Here is a 20831-nt window from a genome sequence, read left to right on the forward strand (position 1 = left end):
GGGAGGGCACCGGCTTCGCACCCATGAAACCCGCGCCGTTGCGGGCGCGGGCTTACAGTCTCTAATCACGACTCAGTAAGGCGACCGGCACTGCCGGCGCGGACCGTAATTGGGCTGGTAGGTGTTGTCAGAGGCACGATAGCTCCGGTAATGGTCATAGCACCAATGCACATGGGCATCGCCGCGATAGACTCGATTCTGGTTGTTGATGATAGCGCCGGTAATCAGCGCACCGGTGGCGAAAGCGGCCAGCGGGAACCAGTAGTCGCCATGGCGGCGATAGCCGCGACGATATTCGCGATAGCCGCGATGGCCACGCCAATACATGCCGTCGTCACGCGCAAAACTGCGCCGGGAGAAATCGCGACGCGAGAAATCGCGATTGAAATTCCGGTGCCTCCGCCACGGCTCGTACTGAACGGTCTGGACATTCGAGGTGAGCCCTTGGGCAGGGGGCGCATAGCTGGGCTGAGCGTTGACTGGCACGATCTCCGCGGCAGCGAATGAGATCGAAAGGGTGGTCGCCAGCAGGCCCGACATGATCCTATTCATGATCTTCTCCTTGAAACGCGTGTCCCTTGTCGCGGAAAAACGGGCAGGCTGCGCAAATTGTTCCGCTAAGAATCCCAAGTTGCTGATCTGCAAAGGTTCTCTCGATTCGCTGCTTGCGCTTGTCCCGCAAAGCGCGAGCTTCGGACTTGCGCGAGACGGAGGCAATTCCGTCAACGCCGAAGCGCACCGCACGGCATGATGACGCGACAGGAAAGTCCGGTTTGGGAGCCGTCTTTTTCCGGTTGACCGGCAGAGGCACTCTCCCTATGTTCCGCGCAATTTCGAGGGCGGCCTTTCTGAGCCCGCGGGAGCGCGTAGCTCAGCCGGTAGAGCAACTGACTTTTAATCAGTAGGTCATGGGTTCGAATCCCATCGCGCTCACCAAATCCACAGTTTTTCAACAGGTTGCGAGAGGTGAGGGCGGGTTTTTGTGTCCGCGGAAGTTGGTGTCCGCACTATGTCCGAACAGATGCCTTGAATGACATAGCGCTAAATCAACTGACCGCTCGACACCGCGAGGTCATGTTGGATGTCATCCTGGTCTGGGCCAAGTTAGACGGCGCAATGGGCCTGATGGTCGCGAAGATACTCAATATGCACCCGGTGGACGGTGCCGACTTTGTTCAGCAGCTCTCTACACCAAAGCGGTTTAATGAGATTTATCGAAAGCTAAGATCACAGCCAGGCGGCGAGGCTGCGGCGCGTAGCATGAAGAAACACAAGCGGCAGTATGAATTGCGGTCAAAGGTGCGAAATCGAATCGCTCATTCGAATTGTGCAGGTCACCTTAACAGCAGACCGAACTGGATTGTGTTTCTGCGCTACGAAAGGGAAGGTGACGGCTTGGCCGTTGAAGTCACCTCGATCGAGGAAATGCAAGACGCTATCCGCTGGGGAAGGGCAATGACAGACTTGGCCCTCAAAGTGTCGGAAGTCAGTTCAGAGCCCGTTGTGTAAACGGGTGAGCAAACAGGCTAAGTCAGAAGCCCGCCACCGTGAGGCAGCGGGCCAAATTCGCCAAATCGGGGCAGTAGAGAGGAGGAAACGGACGAAGCTTGCAGTCTGAGTCTATATTAGCAAAATCTTGATTAAGGCACCGGCCGCCCCAGACTCCCGTACATGGCGCGGGGCATTGGCATCGGTGACGTGGTTGCGATCACGGCCACGGTACGCAGGCGGGTCACCGACGACCGTATCAGCGTCTCAATCCCCTCCTACAACTTCCCGCATTCGATCGTGGACAGCAAATCCAAGGTCAAGCGGGGTCAGCAGATCGAGCTGATGGGCGAGGTCACGCGCATAGACGAGGAAGGCGGCAAGGTGACAATCGACCTGGGACCGCTGGTGACGGTCGATCTCGGGAAGGTCAAGCCGGTCGAGAAGTACAGGCCGCCCAAGCGCAAAAAGCCGTTGCGTGACATGGTGGATTAAGGTCACTGCACTGGCCGGCGAGCTTGCGTTTTCCTCAACAAGGGACAAAGCTCGCGCGCTCAATGCGGGGAGATTTGAGATGTGCCGGCTAACGCTTCTACTTTCGGGAATAATCCTGATGATGACCGCTTTGCCAGCCGGAAGCGGCCTCATGGATGAAGGCACGTGTAAACGAGGCGCGACGATGTACGGCTTCGATCTCGCCGATCACATCAATGCCGTAAGCGAGCGCTTGGTGGCCTGCGTCAACTTTATCAACGACCGGGAGGTCGAGAACCACAACAATCAGCAGAAATTGCTCCGGGAACTGGCGCAGCAAATCGCTTCGCTGGAGGCCAGAGTTAGTGAACTGGAACGGCGGTAGACAATGACCGAACTCGATGACCAATTTGCCGACGTGCTGGAAAAAATCCCCCTTATGACAGACACGGAATTAGTTTCGACATACGGCGGCCTTGCGAAGAAATTCCCGGTTCTTTTGGATCCCCCTAATTCTTGGGCTGATAGGGTCCTAGAGACATACCGAGAAGAAATTCGTCGGCGAGGGTTGAATACTCGCTGACCTTGCGTCCTTCTAGAGGTGCTTCGCTTCCTCACGGGCCGCGCCGCACTTCCAGTCAGGGAAAGAGCCGATCGTGTATCGACGAGCGAGTCCGGTAGTTCAGGATGAAGGCACGGGCACCGGCCTTGCTGACGCGGATGCCAAAGCCCTTCACGTCGTCATCATAGGTGATTTTGTGTACGGCCCGGAGACATGGGTAACAGTTTGTACCTACGACATGGGTGACAGCCTCGTGCCGAACGCATGCAGTGGCGTTAGCCGCCCGCGCCATCGTCCATCATCGTGCCGGTGAGCGCCTCATAGGCTCTGCTGCACACCTGAGAACCCGGACAATCCTTCACGATAAGCACTGGCGCCACGGTAAGAACCGCCGCGGCAAGGATTTGCAGGAAAGACCGACGGCGCTTACCTTCCTGCCGAACGCGCCGGCCAGGAAAAAGTAGAGACCCTGGGCCATGCAGGCTGCCGTCAGAATGCCCAGAAGCGTGCTGGTCGCTCTTGCGAAGGGCGTTATGTAGCCGTCGGGAAAACCCGACATGCCGAGATCCATCGACCATTGCAGCGCCAGCATGACACTCAGAGCTGACCAGACAAGGGCCGTCATACGAGTGAACAGCATCTGCTTTGGTTTGTTGCTCGGATCGGCCATCGGATCACGTCGGAATTGCTTGCCGGGACATGCGCAAGTTCTGGGTCAAATCAGTGAGACGTTGCCTCCGGCATGGCGTTCGAGCCGAGCGGCGAGGTCGAGCTCCAGCAGCACCATGAACACTTGGGCGGGATGCAGGCCGGTGTGGCGGATGATCTCGTCCACTGATACCGGCGTCGGGCCGAGCGCTTCGACGACGCGGTCGCGATCGTCTTCGCGCGGCGGCGGTGTTGCCGAAAAGTCGGGCGGCTCTTCAAGCGGCGATGTCCTTGGCGACCAGCCGCCGACCAGCGGCGCTATCGCACCGGTGATATCGGCGGCCTCGGTCACAAGGATGGCGCCGTCCTTGAGCAGGCCATTGGCGCCGGCGGCGCGCGGATCGAGCGGTGAACCGGGAACGGCGAAAACCAGCCGCCCCATCTCGCCGGCGAGGCGGGCGCTGATCAGCGAGCCGGAGCGCTGTGCGGCCTCGACCACCACCAATCCCAATGCAGCACCGGCGACGAGACGGTTGCGGCGCGGAAAGTCCTGTGCGCGCGGCTGCCAGCCAAACGGCATTTCGGAAATGATGGCGCCGCCATGCTCGGCGATCTCGTCGCACAGGTCGGCATTTTCGGGCGGGTAGGGCAAATCGAGGCCGCCGGCGAGCACGCCGATCGTGCCGGTCGAAAGGCTGCCCTGGTGCGCGGCCGTATCGATGCCGCGCGCCAGGCCGGAAACAATGCCATAGCCGTCGCGGCCGAGATCCGCCGCCAGCATCCGCGCCATCTTGATGCCTGCCAGCGATGCGTTGCGAGCGCCGACGATAGCGACCGCTGGCAAGCGGAACACCGCGCTGTTGCCCCTGACCGCGAGCAGCGGCGGCGGATGATCCATGCTTTTCATCAGCGGCGGATAATCCGCCTCGCCGATGCCGACGAAGCGGGCCCCGGCCCGCCGGGCCGTCTCCAGCTCCGCCTCGACCTCGGCAATGGACGGGATGCGGACGATTTTTTTGGCGCCACCCGAAATCATCAGCTCGGGCAGCATCGATAATGCTGCTTCGGCCGAACCGAACCGGTTGATCAGGTCGCGAAAGGAAGCCGGGCCGACATTCGGCGTGCGGATCAGACGAAGCCAGCTCAGCCGCTGCCGGTCGCTGAGGCGCGGCCCGGCGTCGGGCTCGCTCACTCCTTGGCCCCGATCTTACCCTCGGTGCCGGCAAGCAGCCGCGCAATGTTGGCGCGGTGCTTTACGATGACGATGAGGCTCATCGCCGCGAAAAGCCCGGCAATCTGCTGGGTGCTCAGGAAATACAGGGCAACGGGCACGACGACCGCTGCCGTCAGTGCCGCAAGCGAGGAGAAGCGGAACAGGAAGGCCACTGCCAGCCAGACGACGGCGAAGATCAGCGCCACTTGCCAGGCAAGGCCGATCAGCACGCCGAGGTAAGTGGCGACACCCTTGCCCCCCTTGAAGCCGAGCCAGACCGGAAAAAGATGACCTGAAAACGCGCCGAATCCGGCCCAAAGTCCGAGCTCGGGCGCAAAGCGGCCCGCGATCAACACCGCCGCGGTGCCCTTCAGCGCATCGAGCAGCAGCGTGGCCGCGGCCAAGCCCTTGTTGCCGGTGCGCAGCACATTGGTGGCGCCGATGTTGCCGGAGCCGATGTTGCGCACGTCGCCGAGGCCGGCGGCACGGGTGATCAGCAGGCCAAACGGGATCGAGCCGAGAAGATAGCCGAACACCAATGCCAAGACGGGACTGTAAACCATTGTTCCCCCGAACTTTCCTTGGCTGAGCGAAGTTGAAGACGTGACACCCGCTTCGTCCTAGGCCGAAAACACTGTGCGGCCCGCCACCATCGTTTGCAAGACCTTGCCTTGCAGTCGCGCGCCTTCGAAACAGGTGTTTTTCGAGCGTGAGCGGATGCCGCTCTCGCTAACGACCCATGGCTCGTCCAGATCGACGAGCGCAAGGTCGGCCAATGCCCCCGGTTTCAGCGTGCCGCCGGGCAGGCTGAACAATCTTGCCGGCGCGGTCGACAGTGTCTCGATCAGCCGCAGCAGCATCACGTCGCCATTGTGATAGAGCCGCAGCGCTGCGCCTAACAGCGTTTCCAGCCCGATGGCGCCGGCCGCAGCATCGGCAAAGGGCAGGCGCTTGGTGTCGACGTCCTGCGGGTCGTGCGAGGAGACGATGAGGTCGATGGTGCCGTCCTTGATCGCTTCGATCATCGCCAGCCGGTCTTCCTCGGCGCGCAGCGGCGGCGTCAGTCGGAAGAAGGTGCGGTACTCGCCGACATCGTTCTCGTTGAGCGACAGATTGTGGATCGACACGCCTGATGTGACATTGGCGCCGTCGGCCTTGGCTCGCGTCACAGCAGCCGCCGCCATCGCCGTCGAGATCTTGGCCGCGTGATAGGCGCCGCCGGTCAGCCGCGCCAGCGCCAGATCGCGCTCCAGGGGGATGGATTCGGCCTCGCGCGGAATACCGGCAAGGCCGAGCCAGCTTGCATATATGCCTTCATTCATCACGCCTGACGAGGCGAGATCGGCATCCTGGGTTTCGTGGGCGATCACGCCACCGAAATCGCGCGCATAGGTCAGCGCCCGGCGCATCACCAGCGCGCTGGCAATAGAATGCCTGCCGTCGGTGAAGGCGACCGCGCCGGCCTCGCGCAGCAGGCCGAATTCGGTCATCTCGCGGCCTTCCAGCCCCTTGGTGATCGCCGCTGCCGGAAAGATGTTGACGATGGCTGTATCCTTGGCGGTGCGCAGCACGAATTCGACCAGCGCCACATTGTCGATCACCGGGTCGGTATCGGGCATCATCACAATCGAGGTTACGCCGCCGGCCGCTGCCGCCACGCTGGCCGAGGCGATGGTCTCCCGGTGTTCGCCGCCCGGTTCGCCGATGAAGACACGCGCATCGATCAGGCCGGGGATGATCGCCTTGCCGGCGCACTCGATGATCGTGGCGGCTTCGGGCGCGCCCTGGTTCAAGGCCGCCTTGCCAGCGGCAACAATTTTGCGCCCTTCGACGATGACGGTGCCGATCTCGTCGATGCCGCGCGATGGGTCGACGATGCGGGCGCGGCTGAAGACCGTTATGCTCATCGGCCCCGACCCTCGTGGTTTCGACGCGGGTCGAGCAGCGCTTCCATCACCGCCATGCGCACGGCGACGCCCATCTCAACCTGTTCCTGGATGACGCTTTGCGGGCCGTCGGCGATCTCCGAGGCGATCTCGACGCCGCGGTTCATCGGGCCGGGATGCATAACCAGCGCACCGTCCTTGGCCGCCTTCAGCTTCTCGGCGTCCAGGCCGAAATAGCGGAAATATTCGCGCACCGACGGTACGAAGGCGCCTTCCATGCGTTCGCGCTGCAGGCGCAGCATCATTACCACGTCGGCGTCCTTCAGACCCTCGGCCATGGAACGGGTGACGATGACGCCCATCTTCTCGATGCCGGCGGGCAAAAGCGTCGAAGGGGCGACGACCCTGACCTGGGCACCAAGCGCGTTGAGCAGGATGATATTGGAGCGGGCCACGCGCGAATGCAGGATGTCGCCGCAGATCGCCACGATCAGCTTCGACAGCGGACCCTTGGCGCGGCGGATGGTCAGTGCGTCGAGCAGCGCCTGGGTAGGATGCTCATGGGCGCCGTCGCCGGCATTGACCACCGAGCAGCCGACTTTTTGGGCAAGAAGTGCTGCCGCGCCGGCCGATTGATGGCGGATGATCAATATGTCGGGACGCATGGCATTCAGCGTCATCGCAGTATCGATCAGCGTCTCGCCCTTTTTCACCGACGAGCTCGCTACGGACATGTTCATGACGCCGGCGCCGAGCCGTTTGCCGGCCAGCTCGAACGACGATTGCGTACGGGTCGAGGCTTCGTAGAACAGATTGATCTGGGTGCGGCCGCGCAGCGTCGATGTCTTCTTGTCCGATTGCCGCGAGATGGCAACGGCCTGGTCCGCCCGGTCGAGCAGAAGCTCTATGTCGGCGGGGGAAAGATCGCGGATGCCCAGAAGATGGCGGTGGGGATAAAGCGGCAGGGACGATGCGTCGGTCATCTCAAGTCGCTGCTATAGGGGGGAGGCTCCGCGGCTGCAAGCATCGGCTTGGGATTGGATCGGTTCTCCCCGGTATTTTCGTCGCGCGCCGCTGGCCATAGGCTATAAACCGCCTTGGCTTTGGATTCGCAGCCTTCAGGTGATAAGGACGAAGCGTGACTGACGACGTGACCAACCAGCCTCCGCCGCTGGCCGGCGGTAACGCCTGGCGGGGCGATCCGTTGCTGATCCAGCTTGCCGAGCGCTTTTCCGATCCGGTGCGTAAGGACCTCGACGGGCTTGGCCGTTTCGTTCTCACCCATGAGGCGCAGGAACTGGCTCGTCTTGCCAATGTCGAGACGCCGAAGCTCAGGACCCATGATCGCCAGGGCCGGCGCATCGACCAGGTCGAGTTCCATCCCGCCTATCACGCGCTCATGCGCCGCTCTGTTGCCAACGGGCTGCATTCGTCGGTTTGGGAGAATGGCGACGCCGAGATCGGCCGTCGCCACCAGGTGCGCGCCGCGCGCTTTTATCTCACGGCTGAGCTCGAGACCGGGCATCTCTGCCCGATCACCATGACCAGCGCTTCGCTGGCAGCGCTGATGGCCGGCCCGAAGCTGTTTCGCGAATGGGCGCCGCGGGTGACGACGCGCAAGTACGATCAAAGCCAAAAGCCGCCGGTCGAAAAAGCAGGGCTGACACTCGGCATGGGCATGACCGAGAAGCAAGGCGGCACCGATGTCCGCTCCAACGTCACCAAGGCGGAGCGCGCCGGCAGCGGGTTTTATCGCCTGACCGGCCACAAATGGTTCATGTCGGCGCCGATGTCGGATGCCTTCCTGGTGCTCGGACAGGTGCCGGAGGGACTGTCGTGCTTTCTCGTGCCCCGCTTGCTCGGCGACGGATCTGGTAACGGCTTCCGTTTTCAACGGCTGAAGGACAAGCTCGGCAACCGCTCCAATGCCTCGTCGGAGGTGGAATTCGTCAGTGCCATCGGCGAGATGGTCGGCGAGCCCGGCGCCGGCGTGAAGACGATCATGGATATGGTGACCCTGACGCGGCTCGACTGCGCTGTCGCCTCGTCGGCGATCATGCGGGCCGGACTGGCCGAGGCTGTCCACCACACGCGCCACCGCAAGGTGTTTGGAACCAATCTGATCGAGCAGCCGCTGATGCAGCGTGTGCTGGCCGATATGGCGCTCGACGTTGCCGCCGCTACCGCGCTGTCGTTCCGGCTGGCGCGCTCCTTCGACGAGGCGGCCGGCGACCGCGGCGAGGCGGCCTTCGCCCGCGCCATGACGCCTGTCGTCAAATACTGGGTCTGCAAGATTGCGCCGCCGCTGCTCTATGAAGCGATGGAGTGCCTCGGCGGCAATGGCTATGTCGAGGAGGGGCCGCTCGCCCGCTACTATCGCGAAGCTCCGGTCAACGCGATCTGGGAAGGTTCAGGCAACGTCATGGCGCTCGACGTCTTGCGCGTGCTCGGCCGCGCGCCAGGCCTGTTCGACGACGTGCTGGCCGGCATCGACCGCGATCTAGGCGCCGGCGGACGCGGCACCGTCGGCGTGCTCAAGGCGGCAATGCAGGTCGCAGCAACCGACGAGGGCTCGGCGCGGCTGTTGACCGAGCAATTGGCATTGTCGGCGGCGGCGGCAGAGCTTCGCAGGCTGGGGGCAGGGCGGATCGCCGACGCCTTCGTCGAAACGCGCCTCGCCGGCCAGTGGCGCAATACCTACGGCATGATCGATTCGCGCCATGATGCCCGCATGATCATCGATACGCTCTACCCGCCGATCAACTAGGTGCCGTCGCCAAATTCGCTGCCGCTCTCGCGCCCCTGTGGATGGCCGTTAACCTTAACGAATGGTTTCCGTTGCGGCGGCCGGTGGCAAAGCCCAATGTTATGGTTAAGGCAAGGACTGATCAGCTTGAGCGGCTTTGCCCTGCGAAGCGGGAGCGTCATGCGGCATATTCTGAGCTCTTTTCTGGCATTGCATTGGGCGGCCGTTTTCGCCCTGCTGGCGTTCATCTGCATCGACGGGAATCGAGGCGTGGCGACGGCCCTTGGCGTACTGGGCGTTCCCGTCCAGAACACTCGATTTGCCGATCTCGAAAACGCCGTCGTCGTGGCACCCCTCGCCATGGCACTGCTTGTCGTCGCGGTGTTGTTCTGCTGGGCCTTTGTTGAAGCACTGACCAGCCACGCGACCAACCCGGATCCTGCCGACAGTGTCGTGCGGATCGCCTTCATCTCCGCCTTGGGCGTGCTGTCGCTGATAGTCATCGGCGGCGCCGCGCAAGGCATCAATGGGCTGTTCATGGTTGTCGCGGTGCAATTGGCGGCACTTCTGGCGTCCTATGTCGCGATGCTCGCCGAGAGGCGGTCGGCCGTTGCCGCGGCAGTTCCAGGGACCGGCGACATCCGAGCGGCCGCGCATGTCATGGCCAAGGCAGCGGCGCATAATTCCTCGCTTGCCCGCATTTCCGGCCGGCTGGATTCGAGGGACGACCGCTGATGCGCACCTTGTTCGCGCTTTGGGCGGCTCCGCTCCTCTTGTTTTGGGGCTGGTTCTTTCTGTCGCTCAACGACATCAATTTCGGCTACGTCATGCTGAGCCGTCAATTGCACGATCTCGTCTTCCAGCTCTATGGACAGATGCTCGGCGTCGATCCGGCACTCATTCCGGGCATGGTGGCGAAAGCTTGCGTGTTCGATGGGCTGCTGCTGACGGGGTTCTGGGCATTTCGCCGCCGCAAGGCGATTGGTGGCTGGATCACGGCGATGCGCAACCGCTATTTCGACCAGGCATCGACGCCGAGCACCTGAAGCCGGTCGAGAACGCCTTGGAGGATAAAAGCGGCCGCCGCAGAATCGATCTTGCCGGCGCGCTTCTTGCGGGAAAAATCCATCTCGATCAGCGTCCGCTCGGCCGCCACCGTCGACAGCCTTTCGTCCCAAAAGACGAAGGGCAGATCGGTCAATCCAGCCATATTGCGGACGAAAGCGCGGGATTTCTGGGCGCGCGCGCCTTCCGAGCCGTCCATATTGATGGGGAGGCCGATCACCACGGCGCCGGCATTTTCCTTCTGCAGCAGAGCGAGCAGCACTGCGGCATCGAGCGAGAATTTCCTGCGCATGATGACAGAGCGCGGGTGGGCGAAGGACAAGCCGCGATCGGAAACCGCCACGCCGATCGTCTTGTCGCCGAGGTCAAGACCGGCCAAGGTCTTGCCGCCGCCGAGCCGGGCCGGCAACTCCTCGATGGTGATGATGCCCAACGGCTTTTCCTTTGACCGCGACGCCGCACGTCTTATACGCGCAAAGCGTGCGTGGTACTTTAATTTCGCCGTCGGCGTTCTATCCTCTACCGAAGCAAAAATCGAGGAAAGCATTGATGAAACTGACCTGGTACGGACATTCGGCATTCCGAATCGACATCGAGGGCGCGAAAATCCTCATCGACCCCTATCTGGTCGGCAATCCGTCGTGGACGGGTGGGTGGGAAGGGCCGGCCGAAGGGGTCACGCACGTGTTGCTCACCCATGGCCACAGCGACCACATCAGCGGCGCCATCGAAGTGCTCGAGAAGAGCGGCGCGATGGTGGTCGCCAATTTCGAGATTTGCATGTACCTGGTCGGCAAGGGCGTCGGTAACAAGCAGATCAATCCCGGCAATATCGGCGGTACGGTCGATTGCGGCGGCTTCACCACCACCTTCGTTCAGGCTCTGCATTCATCGTCGTTTCCGGGCGAAGGCGGCCAGAACACCTATCTCGGCAATCCGGGCGGGCTGGTCCTGCACTTTCCCGAAGACAAGACGCTGTACCATATGGGCGACACCGACATCTTTTCCGACATGGCGCTGATCAACGAGTTGCATGAACCGAAGATCGGCATCGTGCCGATCGGCGACCGCTTCACCATGGGCGGGGCGGTGGCAGCCCTTGCCTGCCAGCGTTTCTTCAAGTTCGAGACGGTCGTTCCCGCTCATTTCGGCACATTTCCGATGATAGATCAGACCGCCGACAAGTTTGTGGCCGGGCTGGACGGATCGGGTGTGAAAGTGGCGTTGCCGAAGATCGGCGAGACGATTACGCTGTAGCGTCAGCGAACCGGAATGACGACATGGATCTGAGAAACTCTCTTTGCATTTCCATGCTGGTTGCCGCGTCGCCGGCGCTTGCCGCCGAGGATTTCATCAACGGGGTCTATCTGCAATCGGAGGATCTCTGCGCGCAGGCCAAAAAGGATACGCTGCAGACGGTGATCGAGGGCGGCAATATCGTGCTGTCGGCAAATGGCCTGGAAAGCATCGAATGTAATTGTGAATTCCTGCAGATCACCAAAGCGACACGCTCACCAAGCTGGGCGGTGACCGCTATATGCCAGGAGCCGGGCTACGTCTTTCCCGATGTTCTCTCACTGACACAGATGAGCCCGAAGCAGATCGACCTGGTATCGGTACGGCCTGCCGCCGACGAAGGCGAGCAGAGCGGTAACGGCGGCAGTTATTTCCTCTGCGACGGCGTCACGATGCCATAGGGCAGTTGTCGGCACGATGCATGTTGCGCGGCACGCGCTGCGCCGCTATAGCGCTGGTTTTCCCCGAGGCACAAACATGTCCGTTGATATAAAAACCGTGAAGCGCGTCGCGCACCTTGCCCGTATTGCGGTGAGCGAGGAGGATGCAGAGCGTATGACCGGCGAATTGAACGCCATTTTGGGCTTTGTCGAGCAGTTGAATGAGGTCGATGTTTCCGGCATCGAGCCGATGACCTCGGTCACGCCGATGGCAATGAAAAAGCGCCAGGACGTCATCACCGACGGCGGCAAGGCAGCTGACATCGTCGCCAACGCGCCAGCGACCGAAGAGAATTTCTTCCTTGTGCCGAAGGTCGTGGAGTAGCAGGCCGATGGCAATCGACATCGCCGCTGAAACGCCGCTGCAGGACGATGTGCGTGGGCTGGTCGAGGAGCTGAACGCCACATTGCTGGAGCTGACGCCGCCGGAGCATTGCTATCATTTGACCGTCGAGCAGATGGCGGACCGCGACACGACCGTTTTCGTCGCCCGCGATAACGGCCTTGCCATCGCTTGCGGCGCACTGAAGCGCCACGATGCTGTGGTCGGCGAGGTCAAGCGGATGTATACGCGACCTTCGCATCGCGGCCGCAAGATCGGCGCGAAGATTGTCGGGCGTATCGAGGCGCTGGCGCGCCAAGAAGGGCTTAAGCGTCTGGTGCTGGAGACGGGGGACCGTCATCCCGCCGCCTGGACCGTCTACGAACGCGCCGGTTTTTCGCGCTGCGGCCCGGTACTGGATTATCCCGATTCCGAGTGGTCGGTGTTTTACGAAAAGAGCCTTGCCTGATGAGCGACCTGACCCAGCTGACGATTTCGCAGGCCCGCGCCAAACTGCGCTCCAGGGAGATCACTGCCACCGAAATCACCGAGGCCTATCTATCGGCGATCGAGCGAGCCAATCCGGCGCTCAATGCCTATGTCGCGGTCACCGACGACAAGGCGCGCGACATGGCCAAGGCCTCCGACGCGAAATTGGCCAAGGGCGAGAGCGGGTCGCTCGAGGGTATCCCGCTCGGCATCAAGGATTTGTTCGGCACCGAAGGCGTCCACACCCAGGCCTGCAGCCATGTGCTGGACGGCTTCATGCCGCGCTACGAATCGACGGTCACGGCCAATCTGTGGGCGGATGGCGCCGTCATGCTCGGCAAGCTCAACATGGACGAGTTCGCCATGGGCTCGTCCAACGAGACCTCGTATTACGGGCCGGTCATCAACCCGTGGCGGCGTTCGCGCCTCGACACGGTGGTGATGCCGACGACACATCAGGGCGAGGGCGGCTTCGTTTCGGCGGGCGGCACCAGGACCGCGCGCACGTTGGACAATGCCCAACTGGTGCCGGGCGGTTCGTCCGGTGGCTCGGCATCAGCCGTCTCGGCCTTCCTGTGCGCAGGCGCCACCGCCACCGACACCGGCGGCTCGATCCGCCAGCCCGCCGCCTTCACCGGCACAGTTGGCATCAAGCCGACCTATGGCCGCTGCTCGCGCTGGGGGATCGTAGCTTTTGCCTCGTCGCTCGACCAGGCCGGGCCGATTGCGCGCGACGTCCGCGATGCCGCGATCCTGTTGAAGTCGATGGCTTCGGTCGACCCGAAGGACACGACGTCCGTCGACCTGCCGGTGCCGGACTACGAGGCGGCGATCGGCCGCCCGATCAAGGGCATGAAGGTCGGCATCCCCAAGGAATATAGAGTCGACGGCATGCCCGCGGAGATCGAGGCGCTGTGGCAGAAAGGCATTGCCTGGCTGCGGGATGCCGGCGCCGAGATCGTCGATATCTCGCTGCCGCACACCAAATACGCGCTGCCGGCCTATTACATCGTGGCGCCTGCCGAAGCCTCGTCCAACCTCGCCCGTTACGACGGGGTCCGCTATGGGTTGCGCGTGCCCGGCAAGGACATTGTCGACATGTATGAAAAGACCCGCGCCGCCGGCTTCGGGCGCGAGGTCAAGCGCCGCATCATGATCGGCACCTATGTGCTTTCCGCCGGCTACTACGATGCCTACTATCTACAGGCGCAGAAGGTTCGAACCCTGATCAAGCGCGACTTCGAAAATGTGTTCGCCGCAGGCGTCGACGTCATCCTGACGCCGGCAACGCCTTCCGCCGCCTTCGGCATCGCCGACGAGGACATGGCCGCCGACCCGGTCAAGATGTATCTCAACGACATTTTTACGGTGACAGTGAACATGGCCGGCCTGCCCGGCATAGCGGTTCCGGCTGGGCTCGACGCCAAGGGGCTGCCGCTCGGCCTGCAGCTGATCGGCCGGCCCTTCGACGAGGAAACGCTGTTCCAGACTGCCCATGTCCTCGAACAGGCGGCCGGCACATTTCAGCCGGAAAAATGGTGGTAGGATCGTTTCTCATCTGAGGGGGTGAGGGATGTTCTTCTATGTCTCCAAGATTCTCTGGTTCTTCGTTCAGCCGTTGAATCTCGCCATCTTCCTGCTGCTGGCGGGGCTGGTCGCGGCGATGTTCGGCCGGCGGCGATTGGCGGCCGTCGGCAGCACTCTTGCCTTCCTCATCCTTGTTGTTGCGACATGGAGCCCACTCGGCCCCATGATGCTAAATCCGCTGGAGGAGCGCTTCCCCAGGCCGCCGCTGCCGGAAAAGGTCAACGGTATCATAGTGCTTGGCGGCAGTCTGGATGGCGCCGTCAATCTGGTGCGTGGCGGCTATGAAATGAACTCCAGTGGCGACCGGATGGTCGAGGCGGCCGTGCTGGCGCGGCGGTTTCCGACAGCGAAAGTCGTTATCTCCGGCGGCAGCATCGAAACCTTCCGCGGCGGCGAAGGCGATGCAGATACCGCGCCGCGTCTTTTTGCCGCTTTCGGCGTGGCGGCCGATCGGCTGATCCTCGAGAACAAATCCCGCAACACCTACGAGAATGCTGTCTTTACCAGGGAACTGGTGATGCCGAAACAAGGCGAGACCTGGTTGCTGGTGACCTCGGCCTTCCACATGCCACGCGCCAAGGCGCTGTTCGACAAAGCCGGCTTTTCGACCATTCCGTGGCCAGTCGACTATCGCACCTCCGGTAGGGAAGGCATCGCCACGTTCCCCTATCCCGGCGACTGGCTGGAGGTCACCACTGTTGCGATCCGCGAATGGATAGGGCTCACCGCCTACTGGCTGTCGGGCCGCATTGATCGGCCTTTTCCCGCGCCGGGCGGCTGACCGAGCACCGCCTGCCGCGCCGCCGAGAAAAATTGGCGGCGCACCAGCACCGCCAGCAGCAGCAGCGTCGATAGCACGAAAACGGCGGGATCGACGAACCAGCCAAGATAGCCAATCGAGAAGAACACGCCGCGCAGGCCCGAATTGAAATGCTTCCCAGCCAGCATGTTCATGCGCGCCGCACGCCAGACTGCCGTTTCGGTGACCGGATTGCGCGACGCCTCGCCATGCGGAATCGGCACGGCGCCGATCAGGATCGAGCAATAGTTGAACAGCCGGTAAGCCCAGCCGAACTTGAAGAAGGAAAAGGCCAGGATCAGCACCAGGCCGAACACCTTCGTCTGGAACGCCGCGCGTGAGGACGTAGCGCCAAACGGCAGGTCACTCAGCACGGTCAGAACCTGGTCGGAGGCGCCGAGCAAGGCAAAACAGCCACCGATCGCAATCAGCGAACTGGAGGCAAAGAAGGCGGTTCCCTGCTGCAGCCCGCTCATGATGGCGGTGTCGACGATGCGGATCTCGCGCTCGGCCATGGTCCGCATCCAGGCCTCACGCTGCGCGTTCATCGCCCTCGTCAGCGACACGCGGCTGACCAGCATTCCGTCCGCGGCGAGCGTATGCAGCACCCACGCGGCAAGGAAGAACCCCAGCGCCGCAAGGTCGGCCATCGATAGATGAAAGGAATCGCTCATGCGTTGCTTTTACCACAGGCGGAGGGGACGCTTCGATGGCCGAAGCTGGAATGTCGCTGCCGGAGCAAACAAGGTCGGCAGGCGCAGCGCCGCGATCTTCAAAACAGCGGAAAACATCATGGGAATTCCTATATGTAGACCTCAACAAGGTCCCAGGAGAAAACGCCCACGTGTTCCTTTCGGTTTTCGACCTGTTCAAGATCGGCATCGGCCCATCGAGTTCGCACACGATGGGGCCGATGACGGCTGCGCGGCGGTTTCTCGACGAGATTGCGGGAGACGACTGGCCGCGCCCGGCCGGCGCCAAGGTCGACCGGATCGCGGCCAGCCTGCATGGCTCGCTCGCCTATACCGGCATCGGCCATGGCTCCGATCGTGCCGTGGTGCTCGGCCTCGCCGGCCAGACGCCGCAGACGGTGGATCCCGACCAGGCGGACGGCATCGTCGCTCGCATCGCCGCCGAGAAGCGGATCTCGCCGCCCGGCCATCCGTCCTATCGTTTCGACCCGGCAATGGATCTGGTGCTGGATCGCAAGACGCCGCTGCCGGGTCACGCCAATGGCATGGCCTTCTCTGCCTATGATGCCGGCGACCGGTTGCTGCTGAGGCGCGTCTATTATTCGATCGGCGGCGGCTTCGTAATGTCCGAGGAGGAACTGCAGCGGATGAAAGCAAGGGGCTCGGCGACAACCGAAGGCAAGAAGGTTCCGTATCCGTTCAAGAACGCCGTCGAAATGCTGTCCATGGCAGCGAAAAGCGGGCTTTCCATTGCCGAGATGAAGCGCGTCAATGAGGAGACGCAGATGTCGCGCGAGGAGCTCGACGCCGGCCTCGACGGCATCTGGAGCGCCATGAAGGGCTGCATCGAGCGCGGCCTGTCGCAAGACGGCATCATGCCGGGCGGACTCAAGGTGCGCCGCCGTGCCCGGATGCTGCACGACAAGCTGCAGGAGCAATGGCAGCAGAACCGGCCCAACCCGCTGCTCGCCAACGACTGGCTGTCGATCTATGCGATGGCGGTCAATGAGGAGAACGCCGCCGGCGGCCGTGTCGTCACCGCGCCAACCAATGGGGCGGCCGGCACTCTGCCCGCAGTGCTGCGCTACTGGTTGCATTTCCATCCAGAAGCCGACCAGCCCAGCATACGCGATTTCCTGCTGACGGCGGCGGCCGTCGGCGGCATCATCAAAACCAATGCTTCGATCTCGGGGGCGGAAGTCGGCTGCCAAGGCGAGGTCGGTTCGGCTTCGGCAATGGCTGCGGCGGGATTGTGCGCCGTCATGGGCGGCACGCCCGAGCAGGTCGAGAACGCTGCCGAGATCGCGTTGGAACATCATCTCGGCATGACCTGCGATCCGGTCGGCGGGCTGGTGCAGGTGCCGTGTATCGAGCGCAACGCGCTTGGTGCCGTCAAGGCGGTGACCGCCGCTTCGCTGGCCATCAAGGGCGACGGCGTTCATTTCGTGCCGCTCGATGCCGCGATCGAGACGATGCGCCAGACCGGCCTCGACATGAACGAAAAGTACAAGGAAACCAGCCTCGGCGGATTGGCAGTCAATGTCGTGGAGTGCTGACCGCCAATCTGGTGGCCTGGACCACCACTGTGGAGAAGTCGATCAGGCCGTTGACGCGTTCGCGTGCTGGACTAAACCTTAAACGATGTCTCTCAATCTCATAAAGCTTTGCGTCGGCTGTGACAGCGTCGAGGATCTGGAAGAGTGGATTGCTTTCCGTCTCGACGAGCGGCGCCGCGCCGGCGAACCGGCCGAGCACTACCACACCACCCGCATGGTGCCGACACGCGGCGTCGAGATTACCGACGGCGGCTCGCTCTACTGGGTGATCAAGGGCAATGTCCAATGCCGCCAGCTGATCACCGAAATCCGCCCCTTCACCGATGACGAGGGCATCGGCCGTTGCCATCTGATCCTCGATCCCGAGGTCGTGCGCACTGTCTGGCAACCGCGCCGTGCATTCCAGGGATGGCGCTACCTGAAGCAGGCGGACGCGCCGGCCGATCTCGGCAAGGGCAAAGCCGGGCTGATCGAGATGCCGCCGAAGCTCAGGCGAGAGCTTGCCGATCTCGGCCTGCTCTGACGCCGAGAACCGCAACGCCAAGACCACCAGCCGAAGTGCTTGTACGCAGTTGCCATCATCGGTCCTCCAGGTCGCCTCATCTGGGCTTGCAAGCCGGGGAACAACGCCACATCTTGAATGTCATGAGCGACAAGAAGCAGCCCGTGCCTGCAAGGGCCAATCCTGCACCGGTCGAGTCTCAATCGAGCACCGGCGAGATCGACGCGTTTCTCCGTCAGGCAAGGACGCTCGCTGCATCCGCCACCGGGTCAGGCAGGCTGATCCTGTCCCTCGACGCGACGATGAGCCGCCAGCCGACCTGGGATCTCGCCTGTGCGCTGCAGGCCGAGATGTTCGACGCCGTCGGCAAGGCCGGGGCGCTCAAGGTTCAACTTGTCTATTTTCGCGGCCTTGGCGAGTGCCGCTCCTCCGCATTCGTCACCGATACCGAAGCTCTGAAGCAGCTGATGACGCGCATCGACTGCCGCAGCGGCCATACCCAGATCGGCAAGGTGCTCGCCCATGCCCTGAAACAGACGGCGGCGGCCAAGGTCAACGCGCTGGTCTATATCGGCGACGCGATGGAAGAAAACATAGATGATCTGGCCGAAAAGGCCGGCAGCCTCGGTCTGCACGGCGTTCCTGTCTTCGTCTTTCAGGAGGGCGATGATGCCGCCGCGGAAAAGGCGTTCAAGGAGATTGCGCGGCTGTCGAAAGGGGCCTGGTTCCGCTTCGATCGGCGGGCTGCCGCAACCTTGGCCGGCCTGCTTTCGTCCGTCGCCGTGTTTGCGACCGGCGGGCTGAAAGCACTGGAGGCCCGGGGCAGACCGGAAGACCGGCTGATGATCGAGCATATGCGGGGCGGCGGAAACTGATGAGCGCAATTATCGCTTTTGTAGCGTTGCTTCTAGTGCTTCTCGGCATGCTCACCATCTTCCTGCGCGCCGATGCGGCGAAGCTTGCAGGCGGCATGAGAACGCTTGGACCTGTACTGCTCGGGCTGGTCGGCGTCGCCGTGCTGCTGGTCGGGCGCGAGGGCATCGGCGGCTTGATCCTGTCGGTTGCGCTCGCCTGGTACGGCTCCATGCGCATGAATCGGCCGGCGGCAAAACTGGCACAAGGCAAGCGTTCGACAGTTCGTACCGCGGCGCTTGAAATGGAACTCGATCACGATACCGGCGGCCTCGAAGGCCTCGTGCTGGCCGGGCGCCATGAAGGCAAGATGCTTGGCTCGATGGGGCGTGCCGAATTGCAGCAACTCTATCGCGAACTCTCCGGCGATCCGGAGAGCCGCCAATTGCTAGAGACGTATCTTGACGGCAGATTTCCCATCTGGCGCAAAGACGCTGATGCGAATGACGGCGAAGGGCTGGGTGTTGCGCCAGGTTCTGGCGCCATGACTAAGGAGGAGGCCTACAAGATCCTTGGTCTTGAAGCGGGGGCTGCCGCGGCGGATGTCCGCAAGGCGCACCGCCGCCTGATGCAGCGCCTGCACCCCGATATCGGTGGCACGTCTTTCCTGGCGGCGCGGATCAATGAAGCCAAGGACGTCTTGCTCTCCAATCACAACTAGTCTCCTTCGACGCAGAACTTTCGGGAAAGATATCGTTTCGCGCGCCGCTTACTGCTGGACGGCGTAGCACTCGATCTTCTTCTTTTTCAAAGCGTTGCAGGCCTTCCAGGCAGCGGTCTTCGAACCGAAACCACCGAACCGGGCGCGGTAGTAGGTGACGCCGTCCTTGTCGAAGGCGACGGTGAAACCGGAGGCATCGGCCAGAACGGAGGGTGCCTGCTTCGTCGCCTTGTCGAGGAAAGCCTTCGCTTCGGCCTGTTTTGGCGACGAGGCGACCTGTATTGCCCAGCCGGATGGCACCGAGGCCGTGCTGACCGGATCGACCTCTGCCGCCGGTTCGGCATAGGCTGCGGCGACCCGGGCTGTCGCCACGTCGTCCACCGTCGCCGCGGCCGTCGTCTTGACCCTCTTGGCCTGAACGACCGGAGTGGTTTCTTCAACGACGGGCGCATTTTCCTCGACAAGGGAGGCAACGGCATCGTCGTTCGGCTTACTGTCCGGTGTCGGCGCGTCATGGTTCGGTAGAAATACCTTGGCCAAGGCTGAAATCGGATTGCCACCGCCAGCCTTGGCAATCAGCACGCCGCCGCCGCTCGACGAGGCCTTCGGCATGTAGGCATTGATCAACCCGGCCATCTGGCTGTCGCGGCTGCCGCCGGATCTGCCGCCCATGACCACCGCTACGATCCGCCGATCGCCATCCGAGACCGAGGAAACCAGATTGTAACCGGAGGCGCGGGTGTAACCGGTCTTGATGCCGTCGACGCCCTTGATGCGTCCGAGCAGACGGTTGTGGCCGTTGATGCGCTGCCGCCCATAAAGAAAGGAGCGCTGCGAGAAATAGCCGTAATATTGCGGAAAATGCTCTCTCAGGGCGATGCCGAGCATCGCCATGTCGCGCGCGGTTGTGAACTGGCCGGGATCAGGCAAGCCGTTGGCGTTGCGGAAAACGGTTCCCCTCATGCCCAGCGCCCGCGCCTTGGCGGTCATCATGCGGGCGAAATTGGCTTCATTGCCGCCGAGCATCTCGCCAAGCGCCGTTGCGGAATCGTTTGCCGATTTGGTCACCATCGACAGGATCGCGGTCTCGACCGTGACCGAGCTGCCGCGCTTGACGCCTAGCTTCGTCGGCGGCTCGGCAGCGGCATTGGCCGAGAACACGACCGGGGAATTCTTGCTGATCCTGCCCTTCGCCAATGCCTCGAACGTCAGATAAAGCGTCATCATCTTGGTAAGCGAGGCTGGATAGCGCCGGCCATCGGCATCCGACGAATAAAGCACCTTGCCGGTCTTGGCATCGATGACGATGGCCGCCGACTTGGCCGCCATGGATGAAGCCGCGTCCGCGACGACGAAGCTCAGCGCCATGGCGAGGATCATGATCGTTTTGAGGGGGGACGCGGATTTGGAAACGAAGCCCGACAACGCCTTACGCACTGATAGTTCCTTTGAATTTCCGTTGCCTTGGAGGCGGCAAAGGGGTCCTGCCTCAC

25 protein-coding genes and 1 tRNA gene are annotated in these 20831 nt (G+C 62.5%); 17 read left to right on the forward strand and 9 right to left on the reverse strand.

Features of this window, described 5'->3' with window-relative positions; genetic code table 11:
- Positions 1 to 72: 72 nt before the first annotated feature.
- Positions 73 to 552 carry a BA14K family protein gene (locus NKH83_RS20645; RefSeq protein WP_352807018.1) on the reverse strand — a complete coding sequence of 160 codons (480 nt, stop codon included), beginning with the start codon at positions 550 to 552 and terminating at the stop codon, positions 73 to 75.
- Between the two features lie 308 nt (positions 553 to 860).
- Between NKH83_RS20645 and NKH83_RS20650 the strand changes: the two genes are divergently transcribed.
- The 4 genes from NKH83_RS20650 to NKH83_RS20665 all read left to right on the forward strand — a co-directional run bounded on the left by NKH83_RS20650 (position 861) and on the right by NKH83_RS20665 (position 2347).
- Positions 861 to 936: transfer RNA gene (locus NKH83_RS20650), tRNA-Lys, on the forward strand.
- 138 nt (positions 937 to 1074) lie between these two features.
- Entirely contained in the window at positions 1075 to 1509 is a 435-nt protein-coding gene (locus NKH83_RS20655; RefSeq protein ID WP_352807021.1) for a hypothetical protein, read from the forward strand.
- A gap of 162 nt (positions 1510 to 1671) precedes the next feature.
- Positions 1672 to 1983, forward strand: a complete 312-nt coding sequence (locus NKH83_RS20660) for a hypothetical protein (protein WP_352508453.1) — start codon at positions 1672 to 1674, stop codon at positions 1981 to 1983.
- Positions 1984 to 2101: 118 nt separating this feature from the next.
- On the forward strand, positions 2102 to 2347 hold the full coding sequence (locus NKH83_RS20665; RefSeq protein WP_352508454.1) for a hypothetical protein: 246 nt from the start codon (positions 2102 to 2104) through the stop codon (positions 2345 to 2347).
- Between the two features lie 535 nt (positions 2348 to 2882).
- On the opposite strand, the gene NKH83_RS20670 is transcribed toward NKH83_RS20665, so the two are convergent.
- Genes NKH83_RS20670 through NKH83_RS20690 form a run of 5 tightly spaced genes read right to left on the reverse strand, consistent with a single transcriptional unit; the run spans position 2883 to position 7254 of the window.
- Positions 2883 to 3194, reverse strand: a complete 312-nt coding sequence (locus NKH83_RS20670) for a hypothetical protein (protein ID WP_352807026.1) — start codon at positions 3192 to 3194, stop codon at positions 2883 to 2885.
- 45 nt (positions 3195 to 3239) lie between these two features.
- A complete protein-coding gene (gene dprA, locus NKH83_RS20675; protein ID WP_352807029.1) occupies positions 3240 to 4364 on the reverse strand; it encodes a DNA-processing protein DprA in 1125 nt (374 codons plus the stop codon).
- Positions 4361 to 4948, reverse strand: coding sequence for a glycerol-3-phosphate 1-O-acyltransferase PlsY (gene plsY, locus NKH83_RS20680; protein WP_254817341.1), 588 nt, complete (start codon positions 4946 to 4948; stop codon positions 4361 to 4363). The genes dprA and plsY overlap by 4 nt, the downstream gene beginning before the upstream one ends.
- A 57-nt stretch (positions 4949 to 5005) precedes the next feature.
- Positions 5006 to 6292: a dihydroorotase gene (locus NKH83_RS20685; protein WP_352807033.1), complete on the reverse strand. Its 1287-nt coding sequence runs from the start codon at positions 6290 to 6292 to the stop codon at positions 5006 to 5008.
- Positions 6289 to 7254 (reverse strand): aspartate carbamoyltransferase catalytic subunit, encoded by a 966-nt coding sequence (locus NKH83_RS20690; protein ID WP_352807036.1) that lies wholly within the window; start codon positions 7252 to 7254, stop codon positions 6289 to 6291. The genes NKH83_RS20685 and NKH83_RS20690 overlap by 4 nt, the downstream gene beginning before the upstream one ends.
- Positions 7255 to 7409: 155 nt before the next feature.
- Here NKH83_RS20690 and NKH83_RS20695 point away from each other — a divergent pair, with 155 nt between their 5' ends.
- The 3 genes from NKH83_RS20695 to NKH83_RS20705 all read left to right on the forward strand — a co-directional run bounded on the left by NKH83_RS20695 (position 7410) and on the right by NKH83_RS20705 (position 10063).
- Entirely contained in the window at positions 7410 to 9038 is a 1629-nt protein-coding gene (locus NKH83_RS20695) for a DNA alkylation response protein (RefSeq protein ID WP_352807039.1), read from the forward strand.
- Positions 9039 to 9197: 159 nt separating this feature from the next.
- The gene (locus NKH83_RS20700; protein WP_352807042.1) at positions 9198 to 9752 is read left to right on the forward strand and encodes a hypothetical protein; all 555 of its coding nucleotides are present in this window, start codon (positions 9198 to 9200) and stop codon (positions 9750 to 9752) included.
- Positions 9752 to 10063 carry a DUF6105 family protein gene (locus NKH83_RS20705; RefSeq protein WP_352478942.1) on the forward strand — a complete coding sequence of 104 codons (312 nt, stop codon included), beginning with the start codon at positions 9752 to 9754 and terminating at the stop codon, positions 10061 to 10063. The genes NKH83_RS20700 and NKH83_RS20705 overlap by 1 nt, the downstream gene beginning before the upstream one ends.
- Here NKH83_RS20705 and ruvX read toward each other — a convergent pair.
- On the reverse strand, positions 10030 to 10515 hold the full coding sequence (gene ruvX, locus NKH83_RS20710; protein ID WP_352478941.1) for a Holliday junction resolvase RuvX: 486 nt from the start codon (positions 10513 to 10515) through the stop codon (positions 10030 to 10032). The genes NKH83_RS20705 and ruvX overlap by 34 nt on opposite strands.
- 116 nt (positions 10516 to 10631) lie before the next feature.
- Here ruvX and NKH83_RS20715 point away from each other — a divergent pair, with 116 nt between their 5' ends.
- From NKH83_RS20715 to NKH83_RS20740, 6 genes are all read left to right on the forward strand, one after another.
- Positions 10632 to 11339, forward strand: a complete 708-nt coding sequence (locus NKH83_RS20715) for a metal-dependent hydrolase (protein ID WP_352807046.1) — start codon at positions 10632 to 10634, stop codon at positions 11337 to 11339.
- Between the two features lie 23 nt (positions 11340 to 11362).
- Complete coding sequence (locus NKH83_RS20720; protein ID WP_352807049.1) at positions 11363 to 11779, forward strand: hypothetical protein; 417 nt, start codon at positions 11363 to 11365, stop codon at positions 11777 to 11779.
- 76 nt (positions 11780 to 11855) lie between these two features.
- A complete protein-coding gene (gene gatC / locus NKH83_RS20725) occupies positions 11856 to 12143 on the forward strand; it encodes an Asp-tRNA(Asn)/Glu-tRNA(Gln) amidotransferase subunit GatC (RefSeq protein WP_352807109.1) in 288 nt (95 codons plus the stop codon).
- 7 nt (positions 12144 to 12150) lie between these two features.
- The gene (locus tag NKH83_RS20730; RefSeq protein WP_352807051.1) at positions 12151 to 12609 is read left to right on the forward strand and encodes a GNAT family N-acetyltransferase; all 459 of its coding nucleotides are present in this window, start codon (positions 12151 to 12153) and stop codon (positions 12607 to 12609) included.
- On the forward strand, positions 12609 to 14174 hold the full coding sequence (locus NKH83_RS20735; RefSeq protein ID WP_352807053.1) for an amidase: 1566 nt from the start codon (positions 12609 to 12611) through the stop codon (positions 14172 to 14174). The genes NKH83_RS20730 and NKH83_RS20735 overlap by 1 nt, the downstream gene beginning before the upstream one ends.
- 28 nt (positions 14175 to 14202) lie before the next feature.
- Positions 14203 to 14997, forward strand: a complete 795-nt coding sequence (locus NKH83_RS20740) for a YdcF family protein (RefSeq protein ID WP_352807056.1) — start codon at positions 14203 to 14205, stop codon at positions 14995 to 14997.
- Here the strand turns inward: NKH83_RS20740 and NKH83_RS20745 are convergent.
- Positions 14946 to 15689, reverse strand: coding sequence for a DUF599 domain-containing protein (locus tag NKH83_RS20745; protein WP_352807059.1), 744 nt, complete (start codon positions 15687 to 15689; stop codon positions 14946 to 14948). The two genes, NKH83_RS20740 and NKH83_RS20745, sit on opposite strands and share 52 nt — an antisense overlap.
- A gap of 170 nt (positions 15690 to 15859) precedes the next feature.
- Between NKH83_RS20745 and NKH83_RS20750 the strand changes: the two genes are divergently transcribed.
- The 4 genes from NKH83_RS20750 to NKH83_RS20765 all read left to right on the forward strand — a co-directional run bounded on the left by NKH83_RS20750 (position 15860) and on the right by NKH83_RS20765 (position 19338).
- Complete coding sequence (locus tag NKH83_RS20750) at positions 15860 to 17263, forward strand: L-serine ammonia-lyase (protein WP_254817328.1); 1404 nt, start codon at positions 15860 to 15862, stop codon at positions 17261 to 17263.
- A gap of 85 nt (positions 17264 to 17348) precedes the next feature.
- Positions 17349 to 17786 carry a DUF1489 family protein gene (locus NKH83_RS20755; protein WP_254817327.1) on the forward strand — a complete coding sequence of 146 codons (438 nt, stop codon included), beginning with the start codon at positions 17349 to 17351 and terminating at the stop codon, positions 17784 to 17786.
- A 122-nt stretch (positions 17787 to 17908) separates the two neighbouring features.
- A complete protein-coding gene (locus NKH83_RS20760; protein WP_352508477.1) occupies positions 17909 to 18640 on the forward strand; it encodes a vWA domain-containing protein in 732 nt (243 codons plus the stop codon).
- A complete protein-coding gene (locus NKH83_RS20765) occupies positions 18640 to 19338 on the forward strand; it encodes a DnaJ domain-containing protein (protein ID WP_254817325.1) in 699 nt (232 codons plus the stop codon). The genes NKH83_RS20760 and NKH83_RS20765 overlap by 1 nt, the downstream gene beginning before the upstream one ends.
- 48 nt (positions 19339 to 19386) lie before the next feature.
- On the opposite strand, the gene NKH83_RS20770 is transcribed toward NKH83_RS20765, so the two are convergent.
- Positions 19387 to 20775: an SPOR domain-containing protein gene (locus NKH83_RS20770; RefSeq protein WP_352645634.1), complete on the reverse strand. Its 1389-nt coding sequence runs from the start codon at positions 20773 to 20775 to the stop codon at positions 19387 to 19389.
- Between the last annotated feature and the right edge of the window lie 56 nt (positions 20776 to 20831).

It is taken from the genome of Mesorhizobium sp. M0909 (genome assembly GCF_040319515.1).
Taxonomy (GTDB): Bacteria; Pseudomonadota; Alphaproteobacteria; order Rhizobiales; family Rhizobiaceae; genus Mesorhizobium.

Bases quoted from the DNA above. Each gene is read 5' to 3' on its own strand.
- NKH83_RS20645 (WP_352807018.1), bottom strand. From the start codon at position 552: ATGAATAGGATCATGTCGGGCCTGCTGGCGACCACCCTTTCGATCTCA.
- NKH83_RS20655 (WP_352807021.1), top strand. From the start codon at position 1,075: ATGTTGGATGTCATCCTGGTCTGGGCCAAGTTAGACGGCGCAATGGGC.
- NKH83_RS20660 (WP_352508453.1), top strand. From the start codon at position 1,672: ATGGCGCGGGGCATTGGCATCGGTGACGTGGTTGCGATCACGGCCACG.
- NKH83_RS20665 (WP_352508454.1), top strand. From the start codon at position 2,102: ATGATGACCGCTTTGCCAGCCGGAAGCGGCCTCATGGATGAAGGCACG.
- NKH83_RS20670 (WP_352807026.1), bottom strand. From the start codon at position 3,194: ATGGCCGATCCGAGCAACAAACCAAAGCAGATGCTGTTCACTCGTATG.
- plsY (WP_254817341.1), bottom strand. From the start codon at position 4,948: ATGGTTTACAGTCCCGTCTTGGCATTGGTGTTCGGCTATCTTCTCGGC.
- NKH83_RS20685 (WP_352807033.1), bottom strand. From the start codon at position 6,292: ATGAGCATAACGGTCTTCAGCCGCGCCCGCATCGTCGACCCATCGCGC.
- NKH83_RS20690 (WP_352807036.1), bottom strand. From the start codon at position 7,254: ATGACCGACGCATCGTCCCTGCCGCTTTATCCCCACCGCCATCTTCTG.
- NKH83_RS20700 (WP_352807042.1), top strand. From the start codon at position 9,198: ATGCGGCATATTCTGAGCTCTTTTCTGGCATTGCATTGGGCGGCCGTT.
- NKH83_RS20705 (WP_352478942.1), top strand. From the start codon at position 9,752: ATGCGCACCTTGTTCGCGCTTTGGGCGGCTCCGCTCCTCTTGTTTTGG.
- NKH83_RS20715 (WP_352807046.1), top strand. From the start codon at position 10,632: ATGAAACTGACCTGGTACGGACATTCGGCATTCCGAATCGACATCGAG.
- NKH83_RS20720 (WP_352807049.1), top strand. From the start codon at position 11,363: ATGGATCTGAGAAACTCTCTTTGCATTTCCATGCTGGTTGCCGCGTCG.
- gatC (WP_352807109.1), top strand. From the start codon at position 11,856: ATGTCCGTTGATATAAAAACCGTGAAGCGCGTCGCGCACCTTGCCCGT.
- NKH83_RS20730 (WP_352807051.1), top strand. From the start codon at position 12,151: ATGGCAATCGACATCGCCGCTGAAACGCCGCTGCAGGACGATGTGCGT.
- NKH83_RS20735 (WP_352807053.1), top strand. From the start codon at position 12,609: ATGAGCGACCTGACCCAGCTGACGATTTCGCAGGCCCGCGCCAAACTG.
- NKH83_RS20740 (WP_352807056.1), top strand. From the start codon at position 14,203: ATGTTCTTCTATGTCTCCAAGATTCTCTGGTTCTTCGTTCAGCCGTTG.
- NKH83_RS20745 (WP_352807059.1), bottom strand. From the start codon at position 15,689: ATGAGCGATTCCTTTCATCTATCGATGGCCGACCTTGCGGCGCTGGGG.
- NKH83_RS20755 (WP_254817327.1), top strand. From the start codon at position 17,349: ATGTCTCTCAATCTCATAAAGCTTTGCGTCGGCTGTGACAGCGTCGAG.
- NKH83_RS20760 (WP_352508477.1), top strand. From the start codon at position 17,909: ATGAGCGACAAGAAGCAGCCCGTGCCTGCAAGGGCCAATCCTGCACCG.
- NKH83_RS20765 (WP_254817325.1), top strand. From the start codon at position 18,640: ATGAGCGCAATTATCGCTTTTGTAGCGTTGCTTCTAGTGCTTCTCGGC.